Origin of the sequence: Pedobacter sp. MC2016-05, from assembly GCF_026239735.1 — a bacterium.
Lineage (GTDB): Bacteria > Bacteroidota > Bacteroidia > Sphingobacteriales > Sphingobacteriaceae > Pedobacter.
On the sequence record NZ_JAPIVT010000004.1, the window covers coordinates 188,406 to 214,468 of the forward strand.

23 protein-coding genes and 1 tRNA gene are annotated in these 26,063 nt (G+C 37.3%); 14 read left to right on the plus strand and 10 right to left on the minus strand.

Annotated elements, in window-relative coordinates:
• Positions 1 to 8 precede the first annotated feature (8 nt).
• On the minus strand, positions 9 to 1,562 hold the full coding sequence (locus OQZ33_RS08080) for a trypsin-like peptidase domain-containing protein (RefSeq protein WP_265798540.1): 1,554 nt from the start codon (positions 1,560 to 1,562) through the stop codon (positions 9 to 11).
• A 396-nt stretch (positions 1,563 to 1,958) separates the two neighbouring features.
• Between OQZ33_RS08080 and dapF the strand changes: the two genes are divergently transcribed.
• The 4 genes from dapF (at position 1,959) to OQZ33_RS08100 (ending at position 8,975) form a co-directional block, all read left to right on the plus strand.
• On the plus strand, positions 1,959 to 2,741 hold the full coding sequence (gene dapF, locus OQZ33_RS08085) for a diaminopimelate epimerase (RefSeq protein WP_265798541.1): 783 nt from the start codon (positions 1,959 to 1,961) through the stop codon (positions 2,739 to 2,741).
• Between the two features lie 422 nt (positions 2,742 to 3,163).
• The gene (locus OQZ33_RS08090) at positions 3,164 to 4,333 is read left to right on the plus strand and encodes an efflux RND transporter periplasmic adaptor subunit (protein ID WP_265798542.1); all 1,170 of its coding nucleotides are present in this window, start codon (positions 3,164 to 3,166) and stop codon (positions 4,331 to 4,333) included.
• Between the two features lie 46 nt (positions 4,334 to 4,379).
• The gene (locus OQZ33_RS08095; protein WP_265798543.1) at positions 4,380 to 7,562 is read left to right on the plus strand and encodes an efflux RND transporter permease subunit; all 3,183 of its coding nucleotides are present in this window, start codon (positions 4,380 to 4,382) and stop codon (positions 7,560 to 7,562) included.
• Between the two features lie 12 nt (positions 7,563 to 7,574).
• The gene (locus OQZ33_RS08100) at positions 7,575 to 8,975 is read left to right on the plus strand and encodes an efflux transporter outer membrane subunit (protein ID WP_265798544.1); all 1,401 of its coding nucleotides are present in this window, start codon (positions 7,575 to 7,577) and stop codon (positions 8,973 to 8,975) included.
• A 156-nt stretch (positions 8,976 to 9,131) separates the two neighbouring features.
• Here the strand turns inward: OQZ33_RS08100 and nadD are convergent, their stop codons facing one another.
• The 3 genes from nadD to OQZ33_RS08115 all read right to left on the minus strand — a co-directional run bounded on the left by nadD (position 9,132) and on the right by OQZ33_RS08115 (position 11,337).
• A complete protein-coding gene (gene nadD, locus OQZ33_RS08105; protein WP_265798545.1) occupies positions 9,132 to 9,704 on the minus strand; it encodes a nicotinate (nicotinamide) nucleotide adenylyltransferase in 573 nt (190 codons plus the stop codon).
• A gap of 131 nt (positions 9,705 to 9,835) precedes the next feature.
• Positions 9,836 to 10,405: a guanylate kinase gene (gmk, locus tag OQZ33_RS08110; RefSeq protein WP_056848300.1), complete on the minus strand. Its 570-nt coding sequence runs from the start codon at positions 10,403 to 10,405 to the stop codon at positions 9,836 to 9,838.
• Between the two features lie 68 nt (positions 10,406 to 10,473).
• The gene (locus OQZ33_RS08115; protein ID WP_265798546.1) at positions 10,474 to 11,337 is read right to left on the minus strand and encodes a YicC/YloC family endoribonuclease; all 864 of its coding nucleotides are present in this window, start codon (positions 11,335 to 11,337) and stop codon (positions 10,474 to 10,476) included.
• A gap of 132 nt (positions 11,338 to 11,469) precedes the next feature.
• On the opposite strand from OQZ33_RS08115, the gene OQZ33_RS08120 reads away from it, so the two are divergent.
• On the plus strand, positions 11,470 to 11,748 hold the full coding sequence (locus OQZ33_RS08120) for a hypothetical protein (RefSeq protein ID WP_265798547.1): 279 nt from the start codon (positions 11,470 to 11,472) through the stop codon (positions 11,746 to 11,748).
• A 612-nt stretch (positions 11,749 to 12,360) separates the two neighbouring features.
• Positions 12,361 to 13,071: a hypothetical protein gene (locus tag OQZ33_RS08125; protein WP_265798548.1), complete on the plus strand. Its 711-nt coding sequence runs from the start codon at positions 12,361 to 12,363 to the stop codon at positions 13,069 to 13,071.
• Between the two features lie 64 nt (positions 13,072 to 13,135).
• On the opposite strand, the gene rnc is transcribed toward OQZ33_RS08125, so the two are convergent.
• The 3 genes from rnc to OQZ33_RS08140 all read right to left on the minus strand — a co-directional run bounded on the left by rnc (position 13,136) and on the right by OQZ33_RS08140 (position 15,470).
• On the minus strand, positions 13,136 to 13,864 hold the full coding sequence (gene rnc / locus OQZ33_RS08130) for a ribonuclease III (protein ID WP_265798549.1): 729 nt from the start codon (positions 13,862 to 13,864) through the stop codon (positions 13,136 to 13,138).
• Positions 13,865 to 13,958: 94 nt separating this feature from the next.
• Positions 13,959 to 15,212 (minus strand): beta-ketoacyl-ACP synthase II, encoded by a 1,254-nt coding sequence (gene fabF / locus OQZ33_RS08135; RefSeq protein ID WP_265798550.1) that lies wholly within the window; start codon positions 15,210 to 15,212, stop codon positions 13,959 to 13,961.
• Between the two features lie 21 nt (positions 15,213 to 15,233).
• Positions 15,234 to 15,470 (minus strand): acyl carrier protein, encoded by a 237-nt coding sequence (locus OQZ33_RS08140; RefSeq protein ID WP_008508386.1) that lies wholly within the window; start codon positions 15,468 to 15,470, stop codon positions 15,234 to 15,236.
• Between the two features lie 157 nt (positions 15,471 to 15,627).
• Between OQZ33_RS08140 and OQZ33_RS08145 the strand changes: the two genes are divergently transcribed.
• From OQZ33_RS08145 to OQZ33_RS08170, 6 genes are all read left to right on the plus strand, one after another.
• Positions 15,628 to 16,047 (plus strand): IPExxxVDY family protein, encoded by a 420-nt coding sequence (locus OQZ33_RS08145; RefSeq protein ID WP_056848295.1) that lies wholly within the window; start codon positions 15,628 to 15,630, stop codon positions 16,045 to 16,047.
• Positions 16,048 to 16,197: 150 nt separating this feature from the next.
• On the plus strand, positions 16,198 to 17,628 hold the full coding sequence (gene pyk, locus OQZ33_RS08150; protein WP_265798551.1) for a pyruvate kinase: 1,431 nt from the start codon (positions 16,198 to 16,200) through the stop codon (positions 17,626 to 17,628).
• Positions 17,629 to 17,732: 104 nt separating this feature from the next.
• Positions 17,733 to 17,817, plus strand: a tRNA-Ser gene (locus OQZ33_RS08155).
• Between the two features lie 161 nt (positions 17,818 to 17,978).
• The gene (locus OQZ33_RS08160; RefSeq protein ID WP_265798552.1) at positions 17,979 to 20,123 is read left to right on the plus strand and encodes a S9 family peptidase; all 2,145 of its coding nucleotides are present in this window, start codon (positions 17,979 to 17,981) and stop codon (positions 20,121 to 20,123) included.
• Positions 20,124 to 20,232: 109 nt separating this feature from the next.
• Positions 20,233 to 20,985, plus strand: coding sequence for a hypothetical protein (locus tag OQZ33_RS08165; RefSeq protein ID WP_265798553.1), 753 nt, complete (start codon positions 20,233 to 20,235; stop codon positions 20,983 to 20,985).
• 32 nt (positions 20,986 to 21,017) lie between these two features.
• On the plus strand, positions 21,018 to 21,695 hold the full coding sequence (locus OQZ33_RS08170; protein WP_265798554.1) for an NAD-dependent epimerase/dehydratase family protein: 678 nt from the start codon (positions 21,018 to 21,020) through the stop codon (positions 21,693 to 21,695).
• 76 nt (positions 21,696 to 21,771) lie between these two features.
• Here the strand turns inward: OQZ33_RS08170 and OQZ33_RS08175 are convergent, their stop codons facing one another.
• The 3 genes from OQZ33_RS08175 to pnuC form a co-directional block, all read right to left on the minus strand.
• Positions 21,772 to 22,986: an IS256 family transposase gene (locus OQZ33_RS08175; RefSeq protein ID WP_265798555.1), complete on the minus strand. Its 1,215-nt coding sequence runs from the start codon at positions 22,984 to 22,986 to the stop codon at positions 21,772 to 21,774.
• 119 nt (positions 22,987 to 23,105) lie between these two features.
• A complete protein-coding gene (locus OQZ33_RS08180; protein ID WP_056849236.1) occupies positions 23,106 to 23,285 on the minus strand; it encodes a hypothetical protein in 180 nt (59 codons plus the stop codon).
• A gap of 178 nt (positions 23,286 to 23,463) precedes the next feature.
• A complete protein-coding gene (gene pnuC / locus OQZ33_RS08185; protein WP_265798556.1) occupies positions 23,464 to 24,075 on the minus strand; it encodes a nicotinamide riboside transporter PnuC in 612 nt (203 codons plus the stop codon).
• A gap of 327 nt (positions 24,076 to 24,402) precedes the next feature.
• Between pnuC and hflX the strand changes: the two genes are divergently transcribed.
• Positions 24,403 to 25,593, plus strand: coding sequence for a GTPase HflX (gene hflX, locus OQZ33_RS08190; protein WP_265798557.1), 1,191 nt, complete (start codon positions 24,403 to 24,405; stop codon positions 25,591 to 25,593).
• Between the two features lie 88 nt (positions 25,594 to 25,681).
• On the plus strand, positions 25,682 to 26,059 hold the full coding sequence (rbfA, locus tag OQZ33_RS08195; protein ID WP_056848286.1) for a 30S ribosome-binding factor RbfA: 378 nt from the start codon (positions 25,682 to 25,684) through the stop codon (positions 26,057 to 26,059).
• The last annotated feature ends 4 nt before the right edge of the window (positions 26,060 to 26,063 follow it).

Genomic DNA, 26,063 nt, shown 5'->3' on the forward strand with positions numbered 1-26,063 from the left:
TGTCTGAATTATTGAGCTGGGAAACTAAAATTATAAGTTCCTTGTTCGCCCACACCAGAAATACTAATCATATTATTTCTGCCCTGAGGTAGCGCCTTTTGAACATCGGCAACCGAATTTACTGGCTGACCATTCACTTTAGTAATGATTAAACCTTTTTCTACTCCGATATTATCAAATGCTTTACCGGTAACAACCGATGTTACCACCACCCCACTATTAATTCCAAACTTGGTTTTTTGAGCTTGAGTTGCCGGAGCAAATGTTGCACCTAACTTAGAAACCTCTACATTTTTAGTAGCTGCATTATTGGCTGTTAAACCGATGCTAGATTCACCTTTTAAAGTAACCGTTATATCTTTCAAAGAACCATCTCTTAAAACACTTAGCTTCACTTTGTCTCCAGGATTCATACGGCCAATTCTTTCCTGCAAATCAGGAGAATCATTAATAACAACACCATCTACTTTTTTAATGATATCGCCTTTTTTAATTCCCGCGGCAGCGCCACCGCCACCAGCTACCACATCACTTACATACAATCCGCTTACTTCTGATGTTGTAATTCCTTCTGGTTTCTCATCACCACTTAAAGGGTAAAAATTAACACCAATGTATCCACGTTTTACCATTCCATATTTCATAAAATCATCAACGATTTTACGGGCTAAATTTACAGGAATAGCAAATCCATAACCTTGATTGTATCCACTTTGTGAAGCAATTGCAGAGTTAATACCTACTAATTCTCCATTTGCATTTACTAACGCTCCTCCACTGTTACCTGGGTTAATGGCCGCATCTGTTTGAATAAAGGATTCGATACTGGTGTTTGCAGGAGCCTGTGGTCTTTTACCCGTACGCTGATATTCGCGGTATTCTTCTTCTGTAATCTCGTTACCTTGTTGCTCACGACCGATAATGCCAATACTTCTATTTTTTGCACTCACGATACCCGCCGTAACTGTTGTCTGTAAATCGAGAGGGAACCCTACTGCCAATACCCATTCTCCTACCTGAACATTATCAGAGTTACCCATTTTCACAACAGGTAAACCAGTAGCATTAACTTTAATTAAAGCCAAATCTGTGTTAGGATCGCGGCCAATCACTTTTGCTTCTACTTTACGTCGGTCAGTCAATACGACCTCAACCTTCGATGCATTTTCTACCACGTGATTATTGGTAACGATATAACCATCCTGACTAATAATTACACCAGAACCTGATGCTGCTCGTGGTTGGCGTTGCATCTGGCGACCGCCGCCTCCAAAGAAATCATCGAACATATCAAATGGCGATGAGTTTCTTGATCCACCACCACTTTTGGCTTCATAAGTTGTTTTAATGTGTACCACTCCTGGTGCAACCGCGGCTGCAGCCTGGGTAAAATCAGCTGTGCCAGCCGATGATACTTTAAGTGGATTATTGGCGAAATATAAATTCTGCTTTTCAGAAATCGTACTGCCAGTTTGATTGCGTTCAAATAATTTGTAACCTCCAATTGCTGCTGCCCCACCTATAAAAGCAGCCAACACCGTAATACCTAATATTTTTTTCATGTGTTTGTATATTGTTTTTTAATGGTCATGAAGCGATCAAAAGCAATTGATTACTTTTTTTATTCGTTTAGCTTTTGATGGTTTCATGTGTTTGTATATTGTTTTTTAAATCCCCTGATTATTACAAGCATTAATGCTAGCTAATTGTTTGCTTATAACATTCGTTGTTATTTGTAATGATTGCAAGAGCAAAATTCACTTTGTTTTAGCAGATTGCCCCAGCAGTTTTTATCTGCTCAAATTTTCTTTAACAAGTTTATTCAAATTTAATACCATATAAACGATATTTGTATCAGTTAAGCACCACAAGGCATGTTAAAAAATGTTAAAACCTTTAACCCAGGCTTTGCGATTGCTAATTGCATCTCAAATATTGCATAAAAAAATGAAGGTTTCATGAAAATTAATTTCTTTAAATACCAGGGAGCGGGCAATGATTTCATTCTAATAGATCATACCATGAAACAATTAGAAGACATTGATAATGAGTTAATTGAACAACTATGTGATAGAAGATTTGGCATTGGCGCAGATGGATTAATGTTTTTAACGCAACATGATGATTACGATTTTGAAATGCATTATTTCAATGCGGATGGTAAGTTAGGTAGCATGTGCGGTAATGGTGGCAGGTGCATTGTGGCATTTGCCAAACAACTCGGTATTATTCAAAATGAAACGAACTTTTTGGCAGTAGACGGACCGCATTATGCCAGAATTTCAGAATCAGGAGATTGGGTGGAGCTACAAATGATTGATGTTGACAGCATTACCAATGATGGTGAAGCATTTGTTTTAAACACCGGCTCTCCACATTACGTTGCTTTACAAAGTGATTTAAAAAATTTCGATGTTTTTACACAGGGAAAAAACATTAGATACAATGAAGTTTATAGCGAAAAAGGCATCAATGTAAATTTCGTTGAAGATAAAGGCGACCATTTATTTGTGCGAACTTACGAACGTGGCGTAGAAGATGAAACTTATGCCTGCGGTACCGGCGTAACTGCTGTTGCAATGGCTATGGCGAAATACAAAAGTCAAACCGGCCATATCAAAACCGATATAAAAGTTTTGGGTGGAGATATCAAAATCGACTTTGATTACGATGGAAATGCATTTACAAACGTATTTTTATGCGGGCCGGCAAAATTGGTTTTTGAAGGAGAAGTTGGTTAATGCTAATCGATTGATAATAACCTTGCAAACACAAATCTACTCTCATTACAGTAACCCGATTTCTCTAAAGTGTAGATTTCACACTAAGGAAATGAAATAATGACTGTTTTTCTAAACAAAATCTTTAACAATTCTGCTAAGAGAAGAGGCTTATTTAACATCGATTAACATCTGTCTCAAGATATTTACACAATAATTTCTGGAACAAATCAGCGATATCACCCTCGAAAACAAGCATTTAATACCAAAAATAGCCCTTTAGAGATAAAAAATAAATCAATCGATTGATTAAATGACAGAATTTGGACAGACTTAATTTCTTTTAGGCTTTATTTTTGGGCAGAAATCGGCAAGTTGAAAACCACCATTCACTACGCTTTCAGATCCGGAAATTAAAATTTAAATACACACAAAAATAGTCCATGAGAAAAGTAACAACTCTCGTTTTTGGCATGAGCATCGCTATTGTTTTAGCATCATGCGGAAATAATGATGAACAGAAGAAAGCCGCCGCAGCTGCAGCGGCTGGTCCCCAAGCCTACCCTGTTTTTACGGTTAACGCACAAACCACAGAACTGAATTCAGATTATCCAGCAACCATCGAAGGGATTCAAAATATCGATATCCGCCCTAAAGTTGATGGTTTCATTCAAAAAATATTGGTAGATGAAGGTGCAGTTGTTAAAAAAGGGCAATTACTTTTCACGATAATGGCACCACAATATGAGCAAGAAGTTAGAACGGCGAGAGCTGCGATTAGCAGTGCAGAGGCTGATGTAAATGCAGCACAACTTCAGGTAAATAAAACTCGCCCTCTAGTGGAAAAAGACATCATCAGCAAATACGACTTAGATGCAGCGCAGCTAACCTTGCAAAGTAGAAAAGCAGCGTTAGCGCAAGCCAAAGCTGCGTTAGCAAATGCTCAGGTAAATTTGGGTTATACTTCTATCACAAGCCCTGTTGATGGCGTGGTTGGTAGCCTTCCTTTCAGAACCGGAAGTTTAGTGAGCAGTTCCAGTACCGAACCTCTTACCACGGTTTCGAACACATCTAAAGTTTATGCCTACTTCTCACTTAATGAAAAACAATTATTAGATTTTTCTAAAACATATAAAGGAAGTACATTGGCACAGCAGATGAAAAACATTCCGGCAGTTAGTTTGGTATTGGCTGATGGAACTGTTTATGCTCAAAATGGTAAAATTGAATCCATCAATGGCCAAATTAATACCGCTACAGGTTCTGCTAGTTTAAGAGCTACATTCCCTAATCCAGTTTCTTTATTAAAAAATGGTGCAAGTGCTTCGGTTCGAGTGCCGCAGAAAGTTGAAAATGCAATTCTTGTTCCTCAAAAATCAACAATCGATTTACAGGGAAAGAAATTTGTTTACGTGTTAGGCGATTCCTCAAAAATTATCAGTACCGAAATCCAGATAATGGACTTAGCTAAAGATAAATTTTATGTGGTAACCAAAGGTTTAAAAGCTGGCGATAAAATCGTTCTGGAAGGGTTTCAATCTTTAAAAGATGGAGCTAAAATTAAACCAGAAGAACAAAGTGCCGATTCAGTTTATGCTGATATAAAAAAATAAAGATATCATCACTGCAGTCATAATATCAGTGTAATCAATATTAAATATGTTTAAGAAATTTATAGAAAGACCGGTACTATCTACGGTTATATCCATTATCATCGTTATTCTCGGTGTTTTAGGTTTAGCTACTTTACCGGTTTCGCAATATCCAGAGATAGCACCGCCTACAGTACAGGTTTCCACTTCGTACCAAGGTGCCAATGCAGATGTGGTAATGAATAGCGTTGTTGTTCCGCTTGAAGAGCAAATTAATGGTGTGGAAGACATGACGTACATGACTTCTAGCGCCAGTAACGATGGTACTGCAACCATCACGGTTAACTTTAAATTGGGCACAAACCCAGATTTGGCAGCAGTAAACGTTCAAAACAGGGTGGCAAGGGCAACCAGTTTATTACCTGCAGAGGTAACCAGGTCAGGTGTAATTACAGCAAAAAGGCAAGCGAGTAACGTTTTGATTTTTGGTTTGTACAGTGATGATCCATCTTATGATCAAAAGTTTTTACAGAATTACGCCAATATCAACATCATTCCGCAAATTAAGCGTATTAATGGTGTTGGTGATGCCAGCGCTTTCGGAACGTTGGATTATACCATGCGTATCTGGCTGAAACCAGATATTATGGCCACTTACGGGTTGGTTCCAAGTGACGTAAATACGGCTTTGGCCGATCAAAACGTGGAAGCCGCTCCAGGGCAATTTGGTGAACAAGGCGATCAGGCTTTTCAATACACACTAAAATATACAGGCCGTTTAAAAGATGAAGCACAATTTGGCAACATCATTATTAAATCGACTGCCAGCGGACAAATTCTTCGCTTAAAAGATATTGCAAGAATTGAATTAGGTGCTCAAAGTTATGCCAGTTCTGTAAAATTTAATGGAAAGCAAGCTTTAGGTATTGCCATTAACCAAACAGCAGGATCGAATGCGAAAGAAGTAATTGAGAACTCCATTAAAACTTTGGATGAAGCTCAAAAATCCTTTCCAAAAGGGGTTCATTACTCAACTTTGGTTAACGTAAATGATTTCCTGGATGCCTCGATTGAAAAAGTAATCCACACGTTGATTGAAGCTTTTATCCTGGTATTCTTGGTGGTATTTATCTTCTTACAAGATTTCCGTTCTACTTTAATTCCGGCGATAAGTGTTCCTGTAGCGATTATTGGAACGTTCTTCTTTTTAAGTTTGTTCGGTTTTACCATTAACTTACTTACCCTATTTGCACTTGTACTCGCCATCGGTATTGTAGTGGATGATGCAATTGTGGTAGTGGAGGCCGTCCACGCCAAGCTTGATGAAGGTTACACGGATGCAAAAAAAGCCACGGTAGATGCCATGGATGATATTAGTGGTGCCATCATTTCCATCACATTGGTAATGGCTGCAGTATTTATCCCGGTAAGTTTTATCCAAGGCTCATCAGGAGTATTTTACAAACAGTTTGGTTTAACACTGGCCATTTCGATTATTTTATCAGCTGTAAATGCGTTAACACTGAGTCCGGCATTATGTGCTTTGTTTTTAAAGCCACACAAAGACGATCATGGGAAAAAGAAAAACTTTTTAGAGCGTTTTTATGCTGCATTTAATACTTCTTTTGATGCCGTTACGGGAAAATATAAAAAATCGGTTAGCTTTCTATCCAGAACAAAATGGCTGGTTGGCGTCGGGATTTTATTTTTCACGGGTCTTTTAATATGGACAATGAATACTACACCAAAAGGTTTTGTGCCGAATGAGGATTTAGGAACGATCATGTCTGATATTTCATTGCCTGCGGGAACTTCTCAAGAGGAAACCAATATTGTGATTGCAAAAATTGATAGCATCGCACATAAAATCCCAGAGATCAAAAACACTTTGAGAGTAGTTGGTCGAAGCATGATTAGTGGTTCTGGAAGTTCGTACGGGATGGTAATTTCTCGATTAACCCCTTGGGATGAACGTAAAGGGCGTGATGTTAAAACCATCATTGGCGAATTATTTGCTAAAACAGCTACGATTAAAGGTGCTAAAATTATTTTCTTTGCACCGCCAACTATTCAGGGTTTTGGTACCAGTGGAGGTTTTGAGTTTCAATTGCAAGATAAAACTGGTGGCGATATTAAGAAGTTTAATGAAGTTGGTAACGGATTTTTAGCGGCTTTAAGTCAGCGTCCGGAAATTCAATATGCTTCTACCTCTTTTAACCCGAATTTCCCGCAATATCAAATCGATGTTAACGTGGCAAAAGTAAAACAAGCAGGATTAAACGTAAGTGATGTTTTGGGCGTAATGCAAGGTTACTATGGTGGGGTTTATGCATCAAATTTTAATAAATTTGGTAAACAATTTAGGGTAATGTATCAGGCGGAAGCGGCGTATCGTTCAAATGAACAAACGTTAACGCGTATTTTTGTTCGAAATCCTTCTGGCCAAATGGCACCAATTTCGGAGTTTATTACCCTTACAAAAGTTTACGGTCCACAAGCAATTTCCCGTTTCAATTTGTTTACATCAATTGCTGTTACAGGGAATCCAAATGCAGGTTATAGTTCCGGCGATGCGCTTGCAGCCGTTCAAGAAGAAGCTGCGAAACATTTACCTGCAGGATATGGATATGAGTTTTCGGGGTTATCTCGTGAAGAGATGAGCAGCGGTAGCCAGACCATATTCATCTTCTTACTGTGCGTAATTTTCGTTTATTTCTTACTGGCAGCCCAATATGAAAGTTATATTTTACCGTTGGCAGTATTAATATCACTCCCAATCGGTTTGGCGGGAACCTTTATTTTCGATAAAATTTTCGGCATCGATAATAACATCTATACTCAAATTACGCTCATTATGCTCGTTGGTTTGTTAGCGAAAAATGCAATTTTGATTGTAGAATATGCGGTGGATAGAAGACGAAAAGGCATGAGCATTGTGAATGCGGCAATTGATGGCGCAACCGCACGTTTACGTCCAATTTTGATGACTTCATTTGCATTTATCCTCGGATTACTCCCACTAATGCTTTCATCAGGTGTTGGTGCATCAGGAAATAAATCAATTGGAACAGGTGCCGTTGGTGGTATGTTAATCGGTACCATTTTCGGTATTTTCGTAATTCCGGCATTGTTCATTGTCTTCCAGTCATTACAAGAAAGGGTAAGCAATAAATCTCCTTTTGACGAAGGGATTGAAAAAGAGCAAACTCCCGAAGAGTACGAATTAGCAACCGCTAGCAGCAAACATTAATTTAATCCGAACATGAAATTCACACATAAGTATTCCTTTTTAATTGGTATTTCCATACTTACCTTAAGTGCCTGCGTGACGCAAAAATACGAACGCCCTCAGGTTAAGAATGAAGATTTATACCGGGATAATAATACAACAGATACAATAACCATGGCAGATTTGCCATGGAAAAGCCTCTTTTCTGATACGACTTTACAGTCGTTGATTCAACAGGGAATCAATCAAAATCTGGATCTTAAACAAGCGATTGAACGGATCAAAATTTCTGAAGCTACTTTACGTCAAAGTCGTGCAGCGTTTCTACCAAGCTTACAAGCTGATGTTTCCGTTACCGATGCAAAACAGTCTCAAGCGGCGCTAAACTTTCCAGCGGGAATTAACATTAACTTAGAAACCCAAACATACAGAGCTGCTTTAAGCACGGCCTGGGAAGCTGATATTTGGGGCAAACTAAGTAGCGCCAAACGTGCTGCCTTTGCAACTTTATTGCAAAGCGATGCGGCAAAACGTGCCGTTCAAACGCAGTTAATAGCCACTATCGCGAATAACTATTATACTTTATTGGCTTTAGATAAACAATTGGCGATTACGGAGCAAACGATTAAAATCAGAACGCAGGATGTAGAAACCATGAAAGCGCTAAAAGAAGGCGCTGTTGTAAATGGTGCGGCTGTAGTTCAAAGTGAGGCCAATCTATATGCCGCTCAGGTAACACTCCCTGATTTAAAAAGAAGCATTAAAGAAGCCGAAAACGCTTTGAGCATTATTTTAGCACAAGCACCCGGAACGATTAATCGCACCAACTTAGATCAGCAAATTCCTTATGCCAATTTGCAAACTGGTGTTTCTGCGCAACTATTGCAGAACCGTCCAGACGTTATTGCAGCAGAATTCGGATTTAGATCTGCATTTGAAAATACCAACGTAGCTAAAACTTATTTCTACCCAGCTTTAACATTGACAGCTACAGGTGGCTTAACGAGTTTACAGCTGAGCAATTTTTTCGATAATTCTATATTCTATAATTTAGTTGGAGGATTAACCCAACCCATTTTTGCTAAAGGTGCCAATAAAGCCCGCTTAACAACTGCACAGGCAAATCAACAAATAGCATTTTATGCTTTTCAACAAGCACTTTTAACCGGCGGACAAGAGGTTTCAAACGCTTTATACGCTTACCAGACTGCTGCTGAAAAAGAGGAAACAAGAGCAAAACAGATTGCTTCGTTAACAAAAGCAGTTGATTTTACTAAAGAGTTATTGCGCTACAGTTCAGCAACAAATTATACCGATGTTTTGACTTCAGAACAGAGTTTGTTAACTGCCCAGTTAAGTGGAATAAACGATAGGTTACAAAAACTTCAATCTGTAGTTAATTTATACAGAGCATTAGGTGGCGGTTGGAAATAACCGATTAATTCTGGGTTTAAGAGTTACGAATTTAGATTTTAGAAGTCTGCAACAATCGTAATTCTTAAACCCAAAATCTTAAATCAAAGGTTTCCGAAAAGCGAAAAGGTTAAGCAATTGCCTATCAATCGTAATTCGTAAATCTAAAATCGTAAATCAACGATACATTCCTTTGCTATCAATAAAATCTATCACCTTATCTGGCAAAAAGAACTGAACGTTCTTTCCTTCTTTAATTGCTTTTCTGATAAATGTTGAAGAGATCTCCATTAAAGGTGTATCTGTGAAAGTGATCGAAGGATGATTAATCCAGTCGGTAACATCAGCCCCCGGACGCGGGTAAACGTAAATCTGGTAGTTATCCAACAGTACTTCGTAATTTTTCCATTTCTTAAAAGAAACCAGATTATCAGCTCCCATAATCAACACAAATTCTTTTGTTGGATAACGTTCATGCAAATAGGTTAACGTATCTATGGTATATGAGGGTTGCGGTAAGGAAAACTCGATATCGCTAACGCGAATGTGATCTGTATTTTCAGTAGCTAATTGTGCCATTTCCAAACGATCATACATGTTGGTTAAGCCTTTTTTATCTTTCAAAGGATTATGTGGAGAAACTACTAGCCATACCTCATCAAGACCTGAATGATTAGCCATATAATTGGCAATGATCAGATGCCCCGTATGAATGGGATTATAAGAACCGAAAAATAGACCAGTTTTCAATTTGCAGTTTTCAGTTAGAGGGTTTATCAAATCGACATTGAGAGGCACGAAGCAATCTTACCCGAGCATTTAAATTTAGGCCGTCAAAAGAGATTGCTTCGTGCCTCGCAATGACGACCGAAGATAGAGTATTAACTCCTTATAAAATCGCCCACCAGTTTCTCAGCCTCAGCACATGCTGTAGCTAAATCGTAATTTTTAAGTATCACATCGAACTTATCAGCGTAGGTTAATTCTTTTTCTGCTTTGATAAAACGCTCTTGCAGCTTTTCATGGCTATCCGTTCCTCTTCCGCTTAAACGTTCTTTCAATACTTCTAACGATGGTGGTTGAACAAAAATAGCCAATGCATCTTCCTCATATTTGCGCTTTAAACGAATACCGCCTTCTACATCAATATCAAAGATAACGTGCTTCCCATCATTCCAGATGCGCTCAATTTCTGAGCGCAAGGTTCCATAGAAAGTGCCATTATAAACTTCCTCAAACTCCACGAATTCCTGGCGTGCCACTTTATGCAAAAACTCTTCTTTCGATATGAAGTAGTAGTCGTTTTCATGGGTTTCAGCACCCCTCAACTCGCGTGTTGTCGCAGAAATTGAAAAGCTTAACTCTGGAAACTTGCTTAATAAATGGTGTACGATAGTGGTTTTGCCGGCTCCAGATGGCGCTGAAAATATGATTAATTTGCCTTGTTTCATGTTGTAAGCTGAAAGCAAAAAGCTGAAAGACCAAAGCTGCTTTACGCTTTAGTCTTTAGTCTTTCTCCTTATAATACGTTTAATAACTGTTCTTTAATTTTCTCTAGCTCTTCCTTCATACCCACAACATATTGCTGCATTTGAGCATCGTTTGCTTTCGCACCCATTGTGTTTATTTCTCTTCCGATCTCTTGTGAAATGAAACCCATTTTTTTTCCATTTGCTTCTTTACTTGCTAAAGTTTGCAAGAAATAATCGCAATGACTTTTTAAACGCGTTTTCTCTTCGGTGATATCAATTTTATCAATATAGTAGATCAATTCCTGTTCAAAACGATTTTGATCGATGTTTACCTTTCCAACTGCATCGTCTAAAAACTGTGAGAATTTATCACGGATAGCTGCAATTCTCTTTGGTTCAAGTTCTTCAACAGATTTGAAATAAGAAAGAATATTTTTAATCCTAAGCTCTAAATCGGCTTTCAAAACTGCTCCTTCATCTTCCCTAAATTTATTGAAATTAGCCAAGGCCTGACTGAAGATTTGATATAAATGGTTCCATTCATCCTCACTCACACTCTCCTCTTTATATGAAATTACATCCGGAAAGGTTAAAGCAGTTTGAAGTAGATTGGTACTGTTGGCGCCTAATTCGGCATTAACGGAAGTAAGTTGATTGTAATAATGCGTAAGTAATGCAGTATTAATAGTGGCACCAGTCACTTCACCGTTGGCACGTTCTACATTAATACTCAAACTCACTTTGCCACGTTCGATATCTTTACTGCAAACATTGCGCAGTATTAATTCTTTATCAGAAAACGCTTTAGGATATTTTAAGTTAAGCTCAAGAAATTTACTGTTGAGCGATTTGATTTCGACACTGTATTTTGCATTTGCATAATCGGCTGTTGCTAAGCCGTATCCTGTCATGGATTTTATCATGCGCAAAGGTAGGTAATTATAAAGATATAATCCAATATACAAGAGAATCAGAAGTACGGTAAGTTCGGATTTTCGTAATGTAAATTTTTAACTACTTTTGAAATTCTCAATCGAAACTCTATGAAAAAAATTGCTCTCATACTGATACTCTTACCATTTTACGGATTTGCCCAAAATTTAGGATTTCCAGGAGGAAAAGATCTACCAAACATATTGAGAATGATTGGTATACCATTTGGAAAAACAAAGTTCGAATGCTTAACTCTTATGAAAGCTAAAGGATATGTTTCGATATCTTCAAAATCTGAATATTTAACATTTAAAAATGTAAAATATGGCATTATAAGGATCCATCAGTTGCCTTCTATTTTTATAAAGGGAAATTTTTTCACGGATTAGTAATTTTAATACCTAACGCAGAACCGAAAGCATTTGATGAATATGAATCGCTAGTAGCAGATATCAATGAAAAATATGATGAATCAGATCCTATTAGAGATTTCAAAACACCCTACAGCCTTGGCGATGGGTATGAGGTGACTGCAATCATGGGTGGATATACGGAAATTAGTGATACTTGGAAAAACAAGGGATTAGGAACAATAGTCGCAAAGATTAACAAAACCCTATTAATTACAGTCGATTACTATCATATAGACATGACTGCCTCGGCGTTGAAAGAACAAAAAACTAAAAATCTTATGGATTTTTAGTTAGTAATAATCCATCAGTAAGAATTCAAATCAAATTTATCAGCTAGTGTAAACCAGTTTTAAAATCTAAGTTAAGCTCTGTTCATAGCTGAAATTATTTGGCCTTGTGGTTTTCGCATTAACGTTTATTTAACAAATAAAAGGTTAACAAATGTTAATTTTACAAAAAATACTTCACGTAGGAAATCTGTTTGTAAACAAATAATAGAACATTAGTGATATTGCCATTGTTTAGAAACAACTGCAGATGAAACGCAACTTTCGACTCATCTATAGATATTTGATAAATTAATTGCTGATGAAATTTTTTAAAACCGCGATCATTCCATTTTTTTTATTGCTTATCAGCTTTAATCTTAAAGCACAAGACTTTATTGTTAAGGGTGTTGTTTTTGAAAAAGGAGCGAATATCCGGGTTGCTCTAGCAGAAATTACCAACCTACGAACCAATTTGGGTGTAGGAAGTAATGATTTGGGTTATTTTCAGCTAAAAGCTAAAGTCGGCGACACTTTACTCATCACTAAAAGAAATTTAACAGACCAAAGAATCATTATAAAAGGTACTCAAGATATTTTGATTTATTTAGTGAGAGAAAGCACCATGCTGAACGAAGTGACCATTGTCGGCAACACCAAAAAGCAAGATTTAGCAGAAATTAAGAGAGAATTTCAGAACAAGGGGGTCTATAAAGGGGGGAAGACACCTTTATTATCTGTGTTATCAAATCCTTTAAATGCGATTTATAATTTATTTGGCAAGGATCCCAAAAATGCCCGAAGGTTTGGACGCTATGCAGATAATGAAATTAAACAATCGCAAATAGATGTTTATTTTAACCAATCTATCATCAAGAATAATACAGAATTGAGAGGTGATACGCTGGAACGCTATATGCTGGATTGCAGACCCACTTTTGATAAAGCTCAATATTGGAACAGCTACGATTATATCAAATACATTAAAGAATCATCAAAGAACTTTACCGATACGTTGGGGAAAGGGAAGTAGTTATCAGTTGCCAGTTTGCAGTTCGTAGTTGGCGATTACAAAATTAATGACCAATCATTTTACCTTAAATAGATAATGCTTCGCAGGCTTTTTCTGCAGCAAGTTTCTCTGCATTTTTCTTATTGTAATCTCTACCGGTACCATGCTTTTCACCATCTACAATGGCACTGATGGTAAATAGTTTTGCGCTTTCGCCTTCACCGTTCTGAGCAAGCTCAAAAGTAACATCCTTACCATGGCGTTGACACCACTCAATGAGTTTACTCTTGAAATTGGTTTCCGTAAGTTCTAGTGTATGAATATCGATATGAGGCTTAACTATCCTTCTAAGCAGAAACTCCTTAGTAAAATTGTAACCCTTATCCATATAAATGGCGCCGACGATGGCTTCGAAAGCATCGCCCAACATAGAATTGTGTTTGGTTTGGATACTAACTGAACGCTGATCGAACTGGATTAACTTATCAAAACCTATCTTTTTTGCCAATTGGTTTAGATTAGCTCGATTAACAATTTTAGAACGCATTTCAGTTAAGAAACCTTCTTCCTTATAAGGATAGTGCTTAAAAAGAAGTTCGGCTATAACCGAACCTAAAACTGCATCGCCAAGAAATTCTAATCGTTCATTACTGCTCCTGCTACCATTTTTTAAAACTTTAGCTACAGACCGGTGCCTGAAAGCCATTCTATAAAGCGTAACATTGCCCGGAACAAAGCCTAAAATATTTTTCAGCTTTTTAACAAACTCCTTTTCAGGAGAAAGATAAAGTTTATATAATTTTAATATCGGCATTAAATAAATAACACAATTAGCGGCTAATAAGCATATTTAACTAAGTTATCTATTTTTAATTAGCATACAAAATTATATAGCAAAGCTGAATAAATTATTCTTCGTATTTCTTGAAAATTACCGAAGCATTGTGACCACCGAAACCGAAAGTATTACTTAAAGCAGCTCTAACTTCACGTTTTTGAGCTTTGTTGAAAGTAAAATTCAATTTAGGATCAAAGGCAGGGTCATCTGTGAAGTGATTAATTGTAGGAGGTACAATATCATTTTGAACAGACAGAATTGCGGCAATCGCTTCAATAGCTCCGGCGGCACCTAATAGGTGGCCCGTCATTGATTTTGTTGAACTGATGTTTAAGCGGTAGGCATCTTCTCCGAAAAGATCAGCAATGGCCTTAGTTTCACTAATATCGCCAAGTGGCGTAGAAGTTCCATGAACATTGATGTAATCGATATCTGCAGTAGTTAAACCTGCATCTCTCAAAGCGTTAGTCATTACCATTCTGGCACCTAAACCCTCAGGGTGTGGAGCAGTGATGTGATTTGCATCAGCACTCATCCCTCCACCCACAAGTTCTGCATAGATTTTTGCACCCCTTGCTTTGGCATGTTCAAGTTCTTCTAGAATAATAGTTCCTGCGCCTTCACCAGCCACAAAGCCATCACGGTCTTTATCAAAAGGACGCGAAGCGGTTTGAGGATCATCATTGCGTGTAGATAACGCATGCATGGCGTTAAAACCACCCATTCCTGCTTCATTAATAATGGCTTCTGAACCACCACTGATGATCACATCTGCCATACCCAAACGGATATAGTTGAATGCATCAATCATTGCATTGGTAGAGGAAGCACATGCCGAAACAGTTGCAAAATTTGGCCCACGTAAGCCATATTTGATAGAGATATGCCCCGGAGCGATATCAATAATCATCTTAGGAATAAAAAATGGATTGTATCTTGGCGTACCATCTCCCTTGGCGAAATTCGAAATTTCATCAAGAAAGGTTTTCAATCCACCTATGCCAGCGCCCCAAATAACACCGATTCTGTTGGTATCTAATTTCTCGAAATCAAAACCACCATCTTTTACAGCTTCATCTGTTGCTACTAAAGCATATTGTACAAACGGATCTAGCTTGCGGGCTTCCTTTTTCTCCAGAAAATCTTCCGGATTAAAGTTTTTTACCTCACATGCGAATTTGGTTTTAAACTTTTCAGTATTAAAACCCACAATAGGAGCAGCGCCACTCACCCCGTTAGTCAATCCTTCCCAAAAATCAGGAACATTATTGCCTATAGGAGTGAGCGCACCCAACCCTGTTACTACTACTCTTTTTAATTCCATTTATACTGAAAAAGCGTAATTCTATTTAACGTTTTTTTCCAAATAAGCAATCGCTTGACCAACTGTACCGATGGTTTCAGCCTGATCGTCAGGGATAGCTACATTAAATTCTTTTTCAAATTCCATAATCAATTCTACGGTATCTAAAGAATCTGCACCCAAATCGTTGGTGAATGAAGCCTCTGGCGTAACTTCGCTTTCGTCAACACCTAGTTTTTCTACGATAATAGCCTTAACTCTTGAAGCAATATCAGACATAATTTTATAATTTAATGGTTAAATAATTCTGTGCAAAGAAAAATAAATTCTTACAATTTTCAAATGTTTTTATTTCGACACCTAAATTTGGCTCTCAAATAACAAGCGAATATAGAATTAGTTTTTTAATTTCGTTCTGTAAATAATTTATTTCGACTTGAATAGAACTTACCTGAAATTAACGTTAGACCTTGATTTTATACTAATTGCGATCACAGCACCCCTAAAAGACTATGTCCTATGCCACAAAATTAATACGAGGTTGAACACCGAATTTGAAAAAATTGAAGACCATGAAATATTTTTTAACATTGATGAACCGGCGTGGTCTTTCTCTAAATATTATTTTTTTGTAGAGCAAGGTGAGATAGAATATTACCTTATAAGTAACAGAAGTAGTGATGGTTTGCTGGTTCCGGAAATGGGAAATGTAGATTTTTTTATTATAATTAAGGAATTTATCGACAAGGAAGATCTTAATTATTTAATTAACGGATTAAACAAACTCCCTGATATTCAAGTTGCTGCAAAAATAGATCCTACCAAATTAAAGAGTAAAGAGAATTTGGTAATATAAAAATTATATACTTGGTGTATTAAATACACTATATTTGACGGTTATAAACAACGAACAAAAAACAAAATATATAAAATTTAATGCAGTTTAATTATTTTAGATAATTAATTAGCGTTTTCTGAAACTGCATTGCTAAAATCAAATAATTAAATGAAACCTTTTCATTCAAGAACTAAAATTGTTGCTACGCTTGGGCCAGCATCAGCAAAACCAGAAGTATTATATAGTATGTTTAACGCAGGTTTGGATGTTTGTCGTCTAAATTTTTCGCATGGTTCTCAAGCAGATCATCAGGCCGTTTTAGATACCATCCGCGATTTAAATAAGAAATACGATTATAATGTAGGTATCCTTGCAGATTTACAAGGCCCAAAAATCCGTATCGGTTTAGTAAAAGAAGGCGGGATTAACTTAATTAATGGTAAAACCACCGTTATCACTACACAAGAATGCATTGGTAACGAAGAACGTATTTATATAACGTACCAGAACTTTCCTCAAGATGTTCAGGCAGGTGAAATCATCCTTTTGGATGATGGAAAACTGCAAATGAAAGTTATTTCTACCAATCTTAAAGATGAGGTGCTTTGTGAAATTGTTCACGGCGGGATCTTAACTTCAAGAAAAGGAGTAAACCTTCCAAACACAAAGGTTTCTATCCCATCTTTAACTCCAGAAGATAGAGAAAACCTAGAATTCGTTTTAGAAAATGATGTAGAATGGATCGGTTTATCTTTCGTTCGTAAAGCTGAAGATATTATCGAACTGAAAAAAATTATTGCAGAGCGTGGTAAAACTGCCCGTGTAATTGCAAAAATTGAAAAACCAGAAGCTATTGCCAATATCGATGAAATTATCGCTGTTACTGATGGTATTATGGTTGCCCGGGGTGATTTGGGTGTTGAATGCCCAATGGAAGAAGTTCCTTTATTACAAAAAATGATTGTTGCTAAATGTAGAGCAGCTTCAAAACCTGTAATTGTAGCCACTCAAATGTTGGAAAGTATGATCACTACGCCTCGCCCAACTCGTGCAGAGGTGAATGACGTAGCCAATTCAGTTTTGGATGGTGCAGATGCGGTAATGTTAAGTGGTGAAACTTCAGTTGGAGAATTTCCTTTGATCGTTATTGAAACGATGCAGAAAATCATTCAAAACATTGAGCAAAACAATTATCCATTTAATCCTGATAAGTTTTTAAAACCAAAATCTGCCTCTTTCTTGAGCGATGCGATTTGTGATTCTGCTTGTTTCTTAGCTAAGCAAACCAATGCTGTTGGTATTGTATCAATGACTTTAAGTGGTTATACTGCTTTTGAAATCTCTAGCCACAGACCGGAGGCTTTAACCTTCATCTTCACGAGTAATAGAGCACTTTTAAATGCAGTTAGCTTATTATGGGGCGTTAGAGGTTTTTACTATGATAAATGGGAAAGTACAGACAACACCATTATTGAGGTAAACGAATTCTTAAAAAGCAAAAAATTGGTTAAGCAAGGCGATATTTTAATTAATACTGCTGCAATTCCAATAGAAGCGAAAGGAAAAACCAATATGTTAAAAATTACAGTTGTTGATTAATTTAACAACTCATCAAATAAAAATGCTTCCTGTAAAATTGGAAGCATTTTTTTTGAATAAAAAAATTACTTTTGCATCCGCAGCCATATTTGCATCAACAATCCGGAGAGGTGTCAGAGTGGTCGATCGAGCACGCTTGGAAAGCGTGTGTACTTAACGGTACCGCGGGTTCGAATCCCGCTCTCTCCGCAAAATGCTATCTTTTTTAAGATGGCATTTTTTATTTAAGCTGTTAGGGTAACGTAGCTTAAGCTTATTTTACAAACGTTAATTTGTATTATTCTTGCTAAATTAATCTGATCTCACGAAACACTTTTAATTTTATCCCAAAGATTAACCAACTAACTATTATGAATAAATATTGGCTAACCGCAATTGCCCTGTCCATAATGACTTCGGCGAATGCCCAACAGAAAGTTTTAACCGAAAAAGATTATGAACATGCGGAAAGCTTTATGGCTTACAACACTTCTAAATACATTGATAATGTAGGTGTTACACCCAATTGGCTTGAAGGGGATAACTTTTGGTTTACTATTAAAAATGCTAACGGTACGCAAACCTTTTTGGTAAATCCTGACAAGAAAACGAAAACCTTAACTACAGAATATGGAAAAGGTTTGGCCTCACCTCCTCCTACTGCAAGAAGAAGGGGCGGCGGCGACGAAGTACTTTCTCCTGATGGGAAAAAAGCCATTCTAATTAAAGATTTTAATTTATATGTGAAAGATGTGGCATCAGGCAAACTCACTCAGTTAACTACTGATGGAGTGAAAGATTATGGTTACGCAACTGACAATGCCGGGTGGAAACATAGCGATGCGCCCATCCTACGCTGGTCGCCAGATTCGAAGAAAATTACGACCTTCCAACAGGACCAAAGAAATTCGAAAGAGATGTATTTGGTAACCACCAATGTTGGTGCTCCAAAACTGGAAGCCTGGAAATATCCATTGCCGGGAGATAAAGAAATCCCTACCATCAGACGCGTAGTTATCGATATTGAAAACCCAAAGGTAATTTCTTTAAACATTCCTCCTGACCCGCACCGTGGTACTTTGAGTGATGACATTTCGAGCAGTGGAACTTTTGATGATATTGATTGGAAGGCTGATGGATCGGAAGTTGCTTTTGTATCTACCTCGAGAGATCACAAAAATGAGAAATTTCGCATCGCAAATGCAAGCACAGGTGCTGTTCGGGAAGTCTTTGAAGAAACCGTAAAAACACAGTTCGAATCGGGTCAAGGCACCATTAATTGGAGATATTTACCAGCAAGCAAAGAAATTATTTGGTATTCTGAACGAGATAATTGGGGTCATTTATATCTTTATGACGCCACTACCGGCAAAGTAAAAAATCAAATAACTAAAGGAGATTGGGTAGTTACAAGGCTGCTTAAAGTGGATGAAAAAACGCGTACGCTTTATTTTATCGCCAATGGTCGAGATAAACTGAATCCATATTTTGGCCACTTTTTTACGATTGGTTTCGATGGTAAAAACTTGAAAGATTTAACCCCAGAACCAGGTAACCACATGGTTACCTTCTCTCCTTCCGGAAAATTTTTCATCGATAATTATTCTCAACCTAACGTTCCAGCGAATGTTGTTTTAAAGGAAATAAATGGTAAGGTAGTTAGCGAACTGGCTCAAACGGACGTTTCGAGATTAACTGCAATCGGCTGGAAAGCGCCTACACCAGTTACTGTAAAAGCTAATGACGGCAAGACTGACATTTACGGCTTGGTATTTACGCCATCAAAAATGGATGCAACTAAAAAATATCCGGTAATCGATTACATTTATCCAGGGCCACAAGGTGGAAGTGTGGGCAGCTGGTTCTTTTCAGCATCGCGTGGCGATAACCAAGCTTTGGCAGAACTAGGTTTTATTGTCGTGGTACTTGAAGGAACAAGTAACCCAGGTCGATCTAAAAGCTACCACGATATGAATTATGGCAATATGGCCGAAAACACATTACCTGATCAAATTACCGCGATCAAACAACTAGCTACCAAATACCCAATCGATACGGCCAAAGTTGGTATCTGGGGCCATTCTGGCGGTGGGTTCGCAACAGCTGCTGCGATGTTCCGTTATCCGGATTTCTTTAAGGTTGGAATATCAGAATCAGGAAACCACGACAATAGAAATTATGAGGATGATTGGGGCGAACGCTACAATGGATTGGCAGAAAACGTAGATTATGCAGCGCAAGCCAATCAAACTTATGCCAAAAATTTAAAAGGAAAGCTCATGTTGGTTCATGGAATGATGGATGACAACGTACCACCTTACAATACTTTATTAGTTGTGGAAGCTTTACAAAAGGTTAATAAAAGTTTTGATTTAGTGATTTTTCCGAACAGTGCCCATGGTTATGGTCCGTATTCTGCTTATATGATGAGAAGAAGATGGGATTATTTTGTACAGCATTTGTTAGGAGCTGAACCGCCCAAAGACTATAAAATGGTTGGCACAGTGATTAAGTAAACACATACAAAAGGGTTTGATAGTATCGAAACCCTTTTGTATTTCCAAACAAGGTTAATCTATGTTAAAATTTTAATAGACAGTTAATTATCCTTTACATTAGCTAACAATGAAATATTTCTTTTTCTTTGTGCTAATCATTATCTCCAATCGCTTATTTTCCCAACAAATTAGCGGACAAGTGTTGGATGATATTTCCAGAATTCCGATCGAAAATGCTGTAGTCAAATACGGAAATGAAGTAAGCATAACCTCGAGTACCGGAAAATTTTCATTTCTTAAAAATCCGTCTATCCAAATTTTAAAAATTAATAAGTTAGGCTATGAAGAAAAGGAATTAAGCCTAATTAATAACTTTAAAGATGTGATCGTCCTTTTGCGTTCGGTTGCTATCAATTTAAATGATGTTACCATTTATTCTAAACGAGATTACCTTGAAGACTCGTTGAAGATACGGGAAGATTTCGCAAAGGTTTTCGCTTATAAAGACCCTACCATTAAAGATGTACTGGTTAAAAAAGGTTTGCGCTATAAAACCCAGGGATCAAACCTGGTATCCAACTCCACTTCCTCAATTTTAAGTTTGGATATTTTAAGAACAATTGGTCTGCTCACCAAGAATAAAAATTCACTTTCAAAATTAAAGAAAGTGCAGTTGAAAGATGAGGAAACAAATTATATCAATAATCGTTTCTCACCAGAAAAAATAAGTTCTATCACTAAACTGGAAGATGATTCATTGAATAATTTTATTGAAAAATATCGTCCTTCTGCTGCCGAAATTAGAAAAATGAATGATTATGAAATACTGATGTATGTGAAGCGTAGCTACGTAGATTTTATTAAGCCAAACAAAGATTAACTTTAAAAGTTAATTATTAAACATCAATTTAAATGGGAAAAACGAGATCACTTAACAACGTTATTATTACCGGAAGCACAGGCATGGTTGGTGAAGGTGTATTAATCCAGTGCCTAAATAACCCCGAAATAGATTCAATTTTGGTGATTAACCGGAAACCATGCGGTTATGTTCATGCTAAACTTAAGGAAATTGTTCACCAGGATTTTTTCGATTTCAAAGCTATCGAAGATGAACTGAAAGGCTATAATGCCTGCTTTTTCTGTCTTGGTATTTCATCAGTTGGGGTTGATAACGAGACTTATTATCGCATGACTTATTCACTTACAATGCATGTTGCAGATACTTTGGTTAAGTTAAATGATAATATGACTTTTTGTTATGTTTCTGGCAGTGGAACAGATATAAATGGAAGATTAAACTGGCAGAAGGTAAAAGGTAAAACAGAAAACGAATTAACCAAATTACCTTTTAAGCAGGTTTATCACTTCCGCCCGGGTTTTATCAAACCAATTAGAAAGCAAAAATTTGCCCACAATTTTTATAAGTATATCAACTGGATGTTTCCTATTGGAAGAAAATTTTTCCCTAATGGTTTTTGTAAGATGACCGAACTCGGAGATGCGATGATTAATACATTATATTATCAAAGCGAAAGAAGAATATTGGAAGGAAAAGATATTATTAAGCTGGGTAAAGAATTTTCTTGAAATCGAAAATTAATGAGGTAAAACGGGGTATATAAAACAAACTGTGTCAATCTAAAATAATGCTTCTCAAAAAAATCTAGTTCAAATCTAATATCATTCTATCAGGAAACCAAATGGCAAGTTTCTGAGCAGTTGTAGCCCAATTGCTCAGAGGCATAGTCCATTTCTGGCTAATGTTCTTTTGCGCCAGATAGATCAATTTCAGCAACGCCATATCTGAAGTAAATGCACCCTTTGTTTTGGTGACTTTTCGAACCTGTCGGTGAAATCCCTCAATAGTATTTGTGGTGTAAATGAGTTTTCTGATTGCAGCATCATATCGAAAATAGGCGGTGAGTTTGGACCAGTTTCTTCTCCAGGACTCCAGTACCTTTTCATATTTCTTGCCCCATTTCTCATCTAGCCTCAGCTCTGCCAGCTCAAGGGTTTCAGCTTGATAGACAGGCCTCAAATCTTTCATGAAGGCCTTTTGATCTTTTGATGCAACATATTTTAAACTATTCCGTATCTGGTGAACAATGCATGTTTGTATTTCCGTTTGCGGGTAAACGGCATTGATTGCTTGTGGAAATCCATTCAGGTTATCAATGCAGGCGATTAGAATATCCTTAACTCCCCGGTTCTGCAAATCGGTAATTACGCTCAGCCAAAAATTGGCACCCTCGCTCTGAGAAACGTACATTCCTAAAAGTTCTTTATGTCCGTGACGGTTTATTCCAAGTATATTGTAGACAGCATGTGAAACCATTCGGTGATCTTCTTTTACTTTGTAATGCATAGCGTCAAGCCAAACGATTGTGTAGAGCTCTTCAAGAGGCCTAGATTGCCATTCCTTTACCTCGGGTATAATCTTATCGGTAATAGCGGAAAGTGTTGTATGATTGATATCAGTATCATACATATCCTTAATATGCCTCGAAATATCCCGAAGGCTCATCCCAAGACCATACATGCCGATGATCTTACTCTCCAGGCTCTCAGCCAGAATGGTCTCCCTTTTACGGACGATCTCAGGCTCAAAAGTGGAGTTTCTATCGCGGGGAGTCTGAATTGAGATTGTCCCAACGGAGGTTTTGATGTCCTTCGAGGTCTTACCATTTTTCCGGTTACCTGAAAAACGCTCATTCTCGTCAAGGTGGGTTTCCATTTCTGCCTCAAGGGCAGAATCAAGAAAACTTTTAAGCAAAGGAGCGAATGCACCATCTTTGCCATACAAGGATTTACCCGAACGCAATTGCTCAAGGGCTTTTTGTTTCATTAACTCATAAGCGAGCTGTTCTTCTCTCGTCATAATAAACTGTATCTAAAGTTAGTAAATTAACTTTTGACACAGTTTATTTTACATTCTCGTAAAACGGAAAATAGTGTTGGGCTCTTAACCCGTAACAATCTTCCGTTTTGAATTTTACGCTATTTCTTATTATCAACTTTACGTTGATTATCTTTATTCGATGTTTGATCGGAACGCTGACCTCCACCATTTGTTATTCCCTGCATTTTCTTGTCAACTTTTACATCGTGATTTGCTCTGTCGGCAATTGAACTTCCTTGGGTTGTTGGATTGTTCTTAGGTGTATTTACGTTTTTCATGGCAATAAATTTTAAGTTAAACATTTATTCCGAGCGCCATTATATTAACCGACCATCACTCATTATGTTTTAATTTTTTTGGTTTTTGAAATCTCTTGTTTACATTTTTCGCTCTGCGGAAGCGTTAAACTCAAGACCTTTTTATTGATTGTTGCTATCTTAGTTCTACGAAATGTTCCTACTTCGCTGTTTTGTAGCTTTTATATTCTTTAATCCAATTCCATAAAGCGAAGCCTGCAATGATGGTGAAAAGAATGTATTCGACACCAAAAAACATGGCCCCTTTCAAAAAGTATAAATAGGTCGCTACAACATCAATCATTAGCCAAATAATCCAACATTCTATTCGCTTTTGAATCATTAAAAATGTAGTAATTATACTCATCACTAAAATAAATGAATCGACAAAGGGATAGGCGCTTGGCAGGTTAAAAACAAATGGGAACAAGTGATGTAACTGTCCGGCCAGTGTACCGATTAATACTGTTCCAATTACACCGACAGCCAAAAAGATCAGAAACTGCTTTCTGGGCATAAAGCTTATCTTCAACTGTTTCTTTTTGTCTTCTTCTTCCGGTTTCGGATTTGCCCATCGCCACCAGCCAAGAATGTTGGTAATGAAAAAGAAACCCATTAAAAACATATCAGGATAAAGCTGTATCTGGTAATAAAAAAAAGCGGATAAAAACACATTGACAATACCTGCCGGCCAACTCCAGATGTTTGCCCTTGCAGATAGAATAACCGAAATAACCCCTGTAACCACTGCAAAAAATTCGAGATAGCTCATCGGGTAATTAAGGACTGTAAAAAAGATGCTTTTGGTATTAAAAAAATCCATCCTCTAATAAGATAAGTTTCAATCTAAATTAGAACATAATATTGTAGTTATATACTGAAAGTAAACAAAAATTGAAAACCAAATGTTGTTCAAACTAATTAACCGATAAGTTCTAACCGAATCCTTAATCAATTTCGAGATTATAATTCAATTAAAAGGCAAACGGGCTTAAGCTATTGCTTTTTACCAGACTTATTGTTTGAATGTAAGTTGTCGCTAGCTGTGTAGGCTTAGCCAATTTTCAATTTGCAAAATTTGTATCTTTGTACATATTACATGGGAAAACAAAAATTTTATGATACTGCGATTAAGCAGGAACGAGCCGTTTTGGTTGGCGTTGTTACTCCAGGAGAAAAGGAGGAGCAAACAAAAGAATATTTAGATGAATTGGCTTTTCTTGTTGATACAGCAGGAGGGCAAGTCGAGAAAGTATTTACTCAGAAGATGCTGAAGCCCGAGCGGGCAACATTTGTGGGTACAGGAAAGCTAGAGGAGATTAAAGCTTATGTAAAATCGGAAGAGATTGATACCGTTGTTTTTGATGATGAACTTTCACCATCGCAGTTGCGGAATATTGATCGTGAGTTGGGTGTAAAAGTTTTAGATCGAAGCAACCTGATCCTCGACATTTTTGCCAGCAGAGCCCAAACGGCACAAGCAAAAACCCAGGTAGAATTAGCACAGCTTCAATATGTATTGCCACGATTAACCGGTATGTGGACTCACTTAGAGCGCCAAAAGGGTGGTATCGGTATGCGTGGACCTGGAGAAACGCAGATTGAGAGTGATAGACGTATTATTTTAAATAAAATTTCGCTACTTAAGGAGCGGTTAAGAAATATAGATAGACAAAACGAAACTCAACGCAAAAATCGTGGTCAGCTGATTCGAGTAGCTTTAGTTGGATATACTAATGTAGGCAAGTCTACTATCATGAACATGCTTTCCAAATCGGAAGTGTTTGCCGAAAATAAGCTTTTTGCTACACTAGATACTACGGTTAGAAAAGTGGTAATTGAAAACTTACCATTCTTACTCTCAGATACTGTTGGGTTTATCAGAAAACTGCCCCATCATTTGGTAGAGTGCTTTAAATCGACCCTCGATGAAGTTCGCGAAGCTGATTTATTGATTCATGTTGTAGACGTTTCGCATCCAAATTTCGAAGATCAGATTAATACTGTTAACGAAACACTAAAGGATATCGGCGCCATTGATAAGGATATGATTTTGGTGTTTAATAAAATTGATGCCTACGTTTCGCCCGAAGTGGAAGATGAGGACGATGATGGTAAATTAAGCATTGATAAATTCAAGAAAAGCTGGATGAGCCATGGAAAGGTGCCCGTGTTATTTATATCGGCTACAGAAAAAGAAAACATTGAAGAGTTTAAAACATTGTTATATGATAAGGTAAAAGCGGCTCATGTAGCGAGGTATCCTTATGATAGTAATTTGTTATATTAATTAAATCAAACCGTCATTGCGAGGCACGAAGCAATCTAATTTGCGAGTAAGATTGCTTCGTACTTCGCAATGATGAAAAATAAAACTTATGGAAAGTAAACGTCAGCAGAAATTTGCAGGAGTACTACAAGAAGAGTTAGCACAAGTTTTTCAGCGTGAAGGTGGAGCATTTTTACCAAATACGTTGGTAACCATTACACGTGTTCGGGTATCGCCAGATTTGGCAGTAGCGAAAGTATATTTAAGTTTTTTTAATACCACTAATACCACTTTATCAATTAATACGGTAAATGCACATGCTGGTGAAATTAGATATAAACTGGGAGCCAGAATTCGCCATCAGGTTAGAGTGGTGCCAGAGCTTACTTTTTTTGTAGATGACACAAACGAATACGTAGAGCGCATGGATCACTTGTTTGATAAAATTGCTAAAGAACCGAGACAAAAAGAAGAAGGCGAAGAATAGTTAT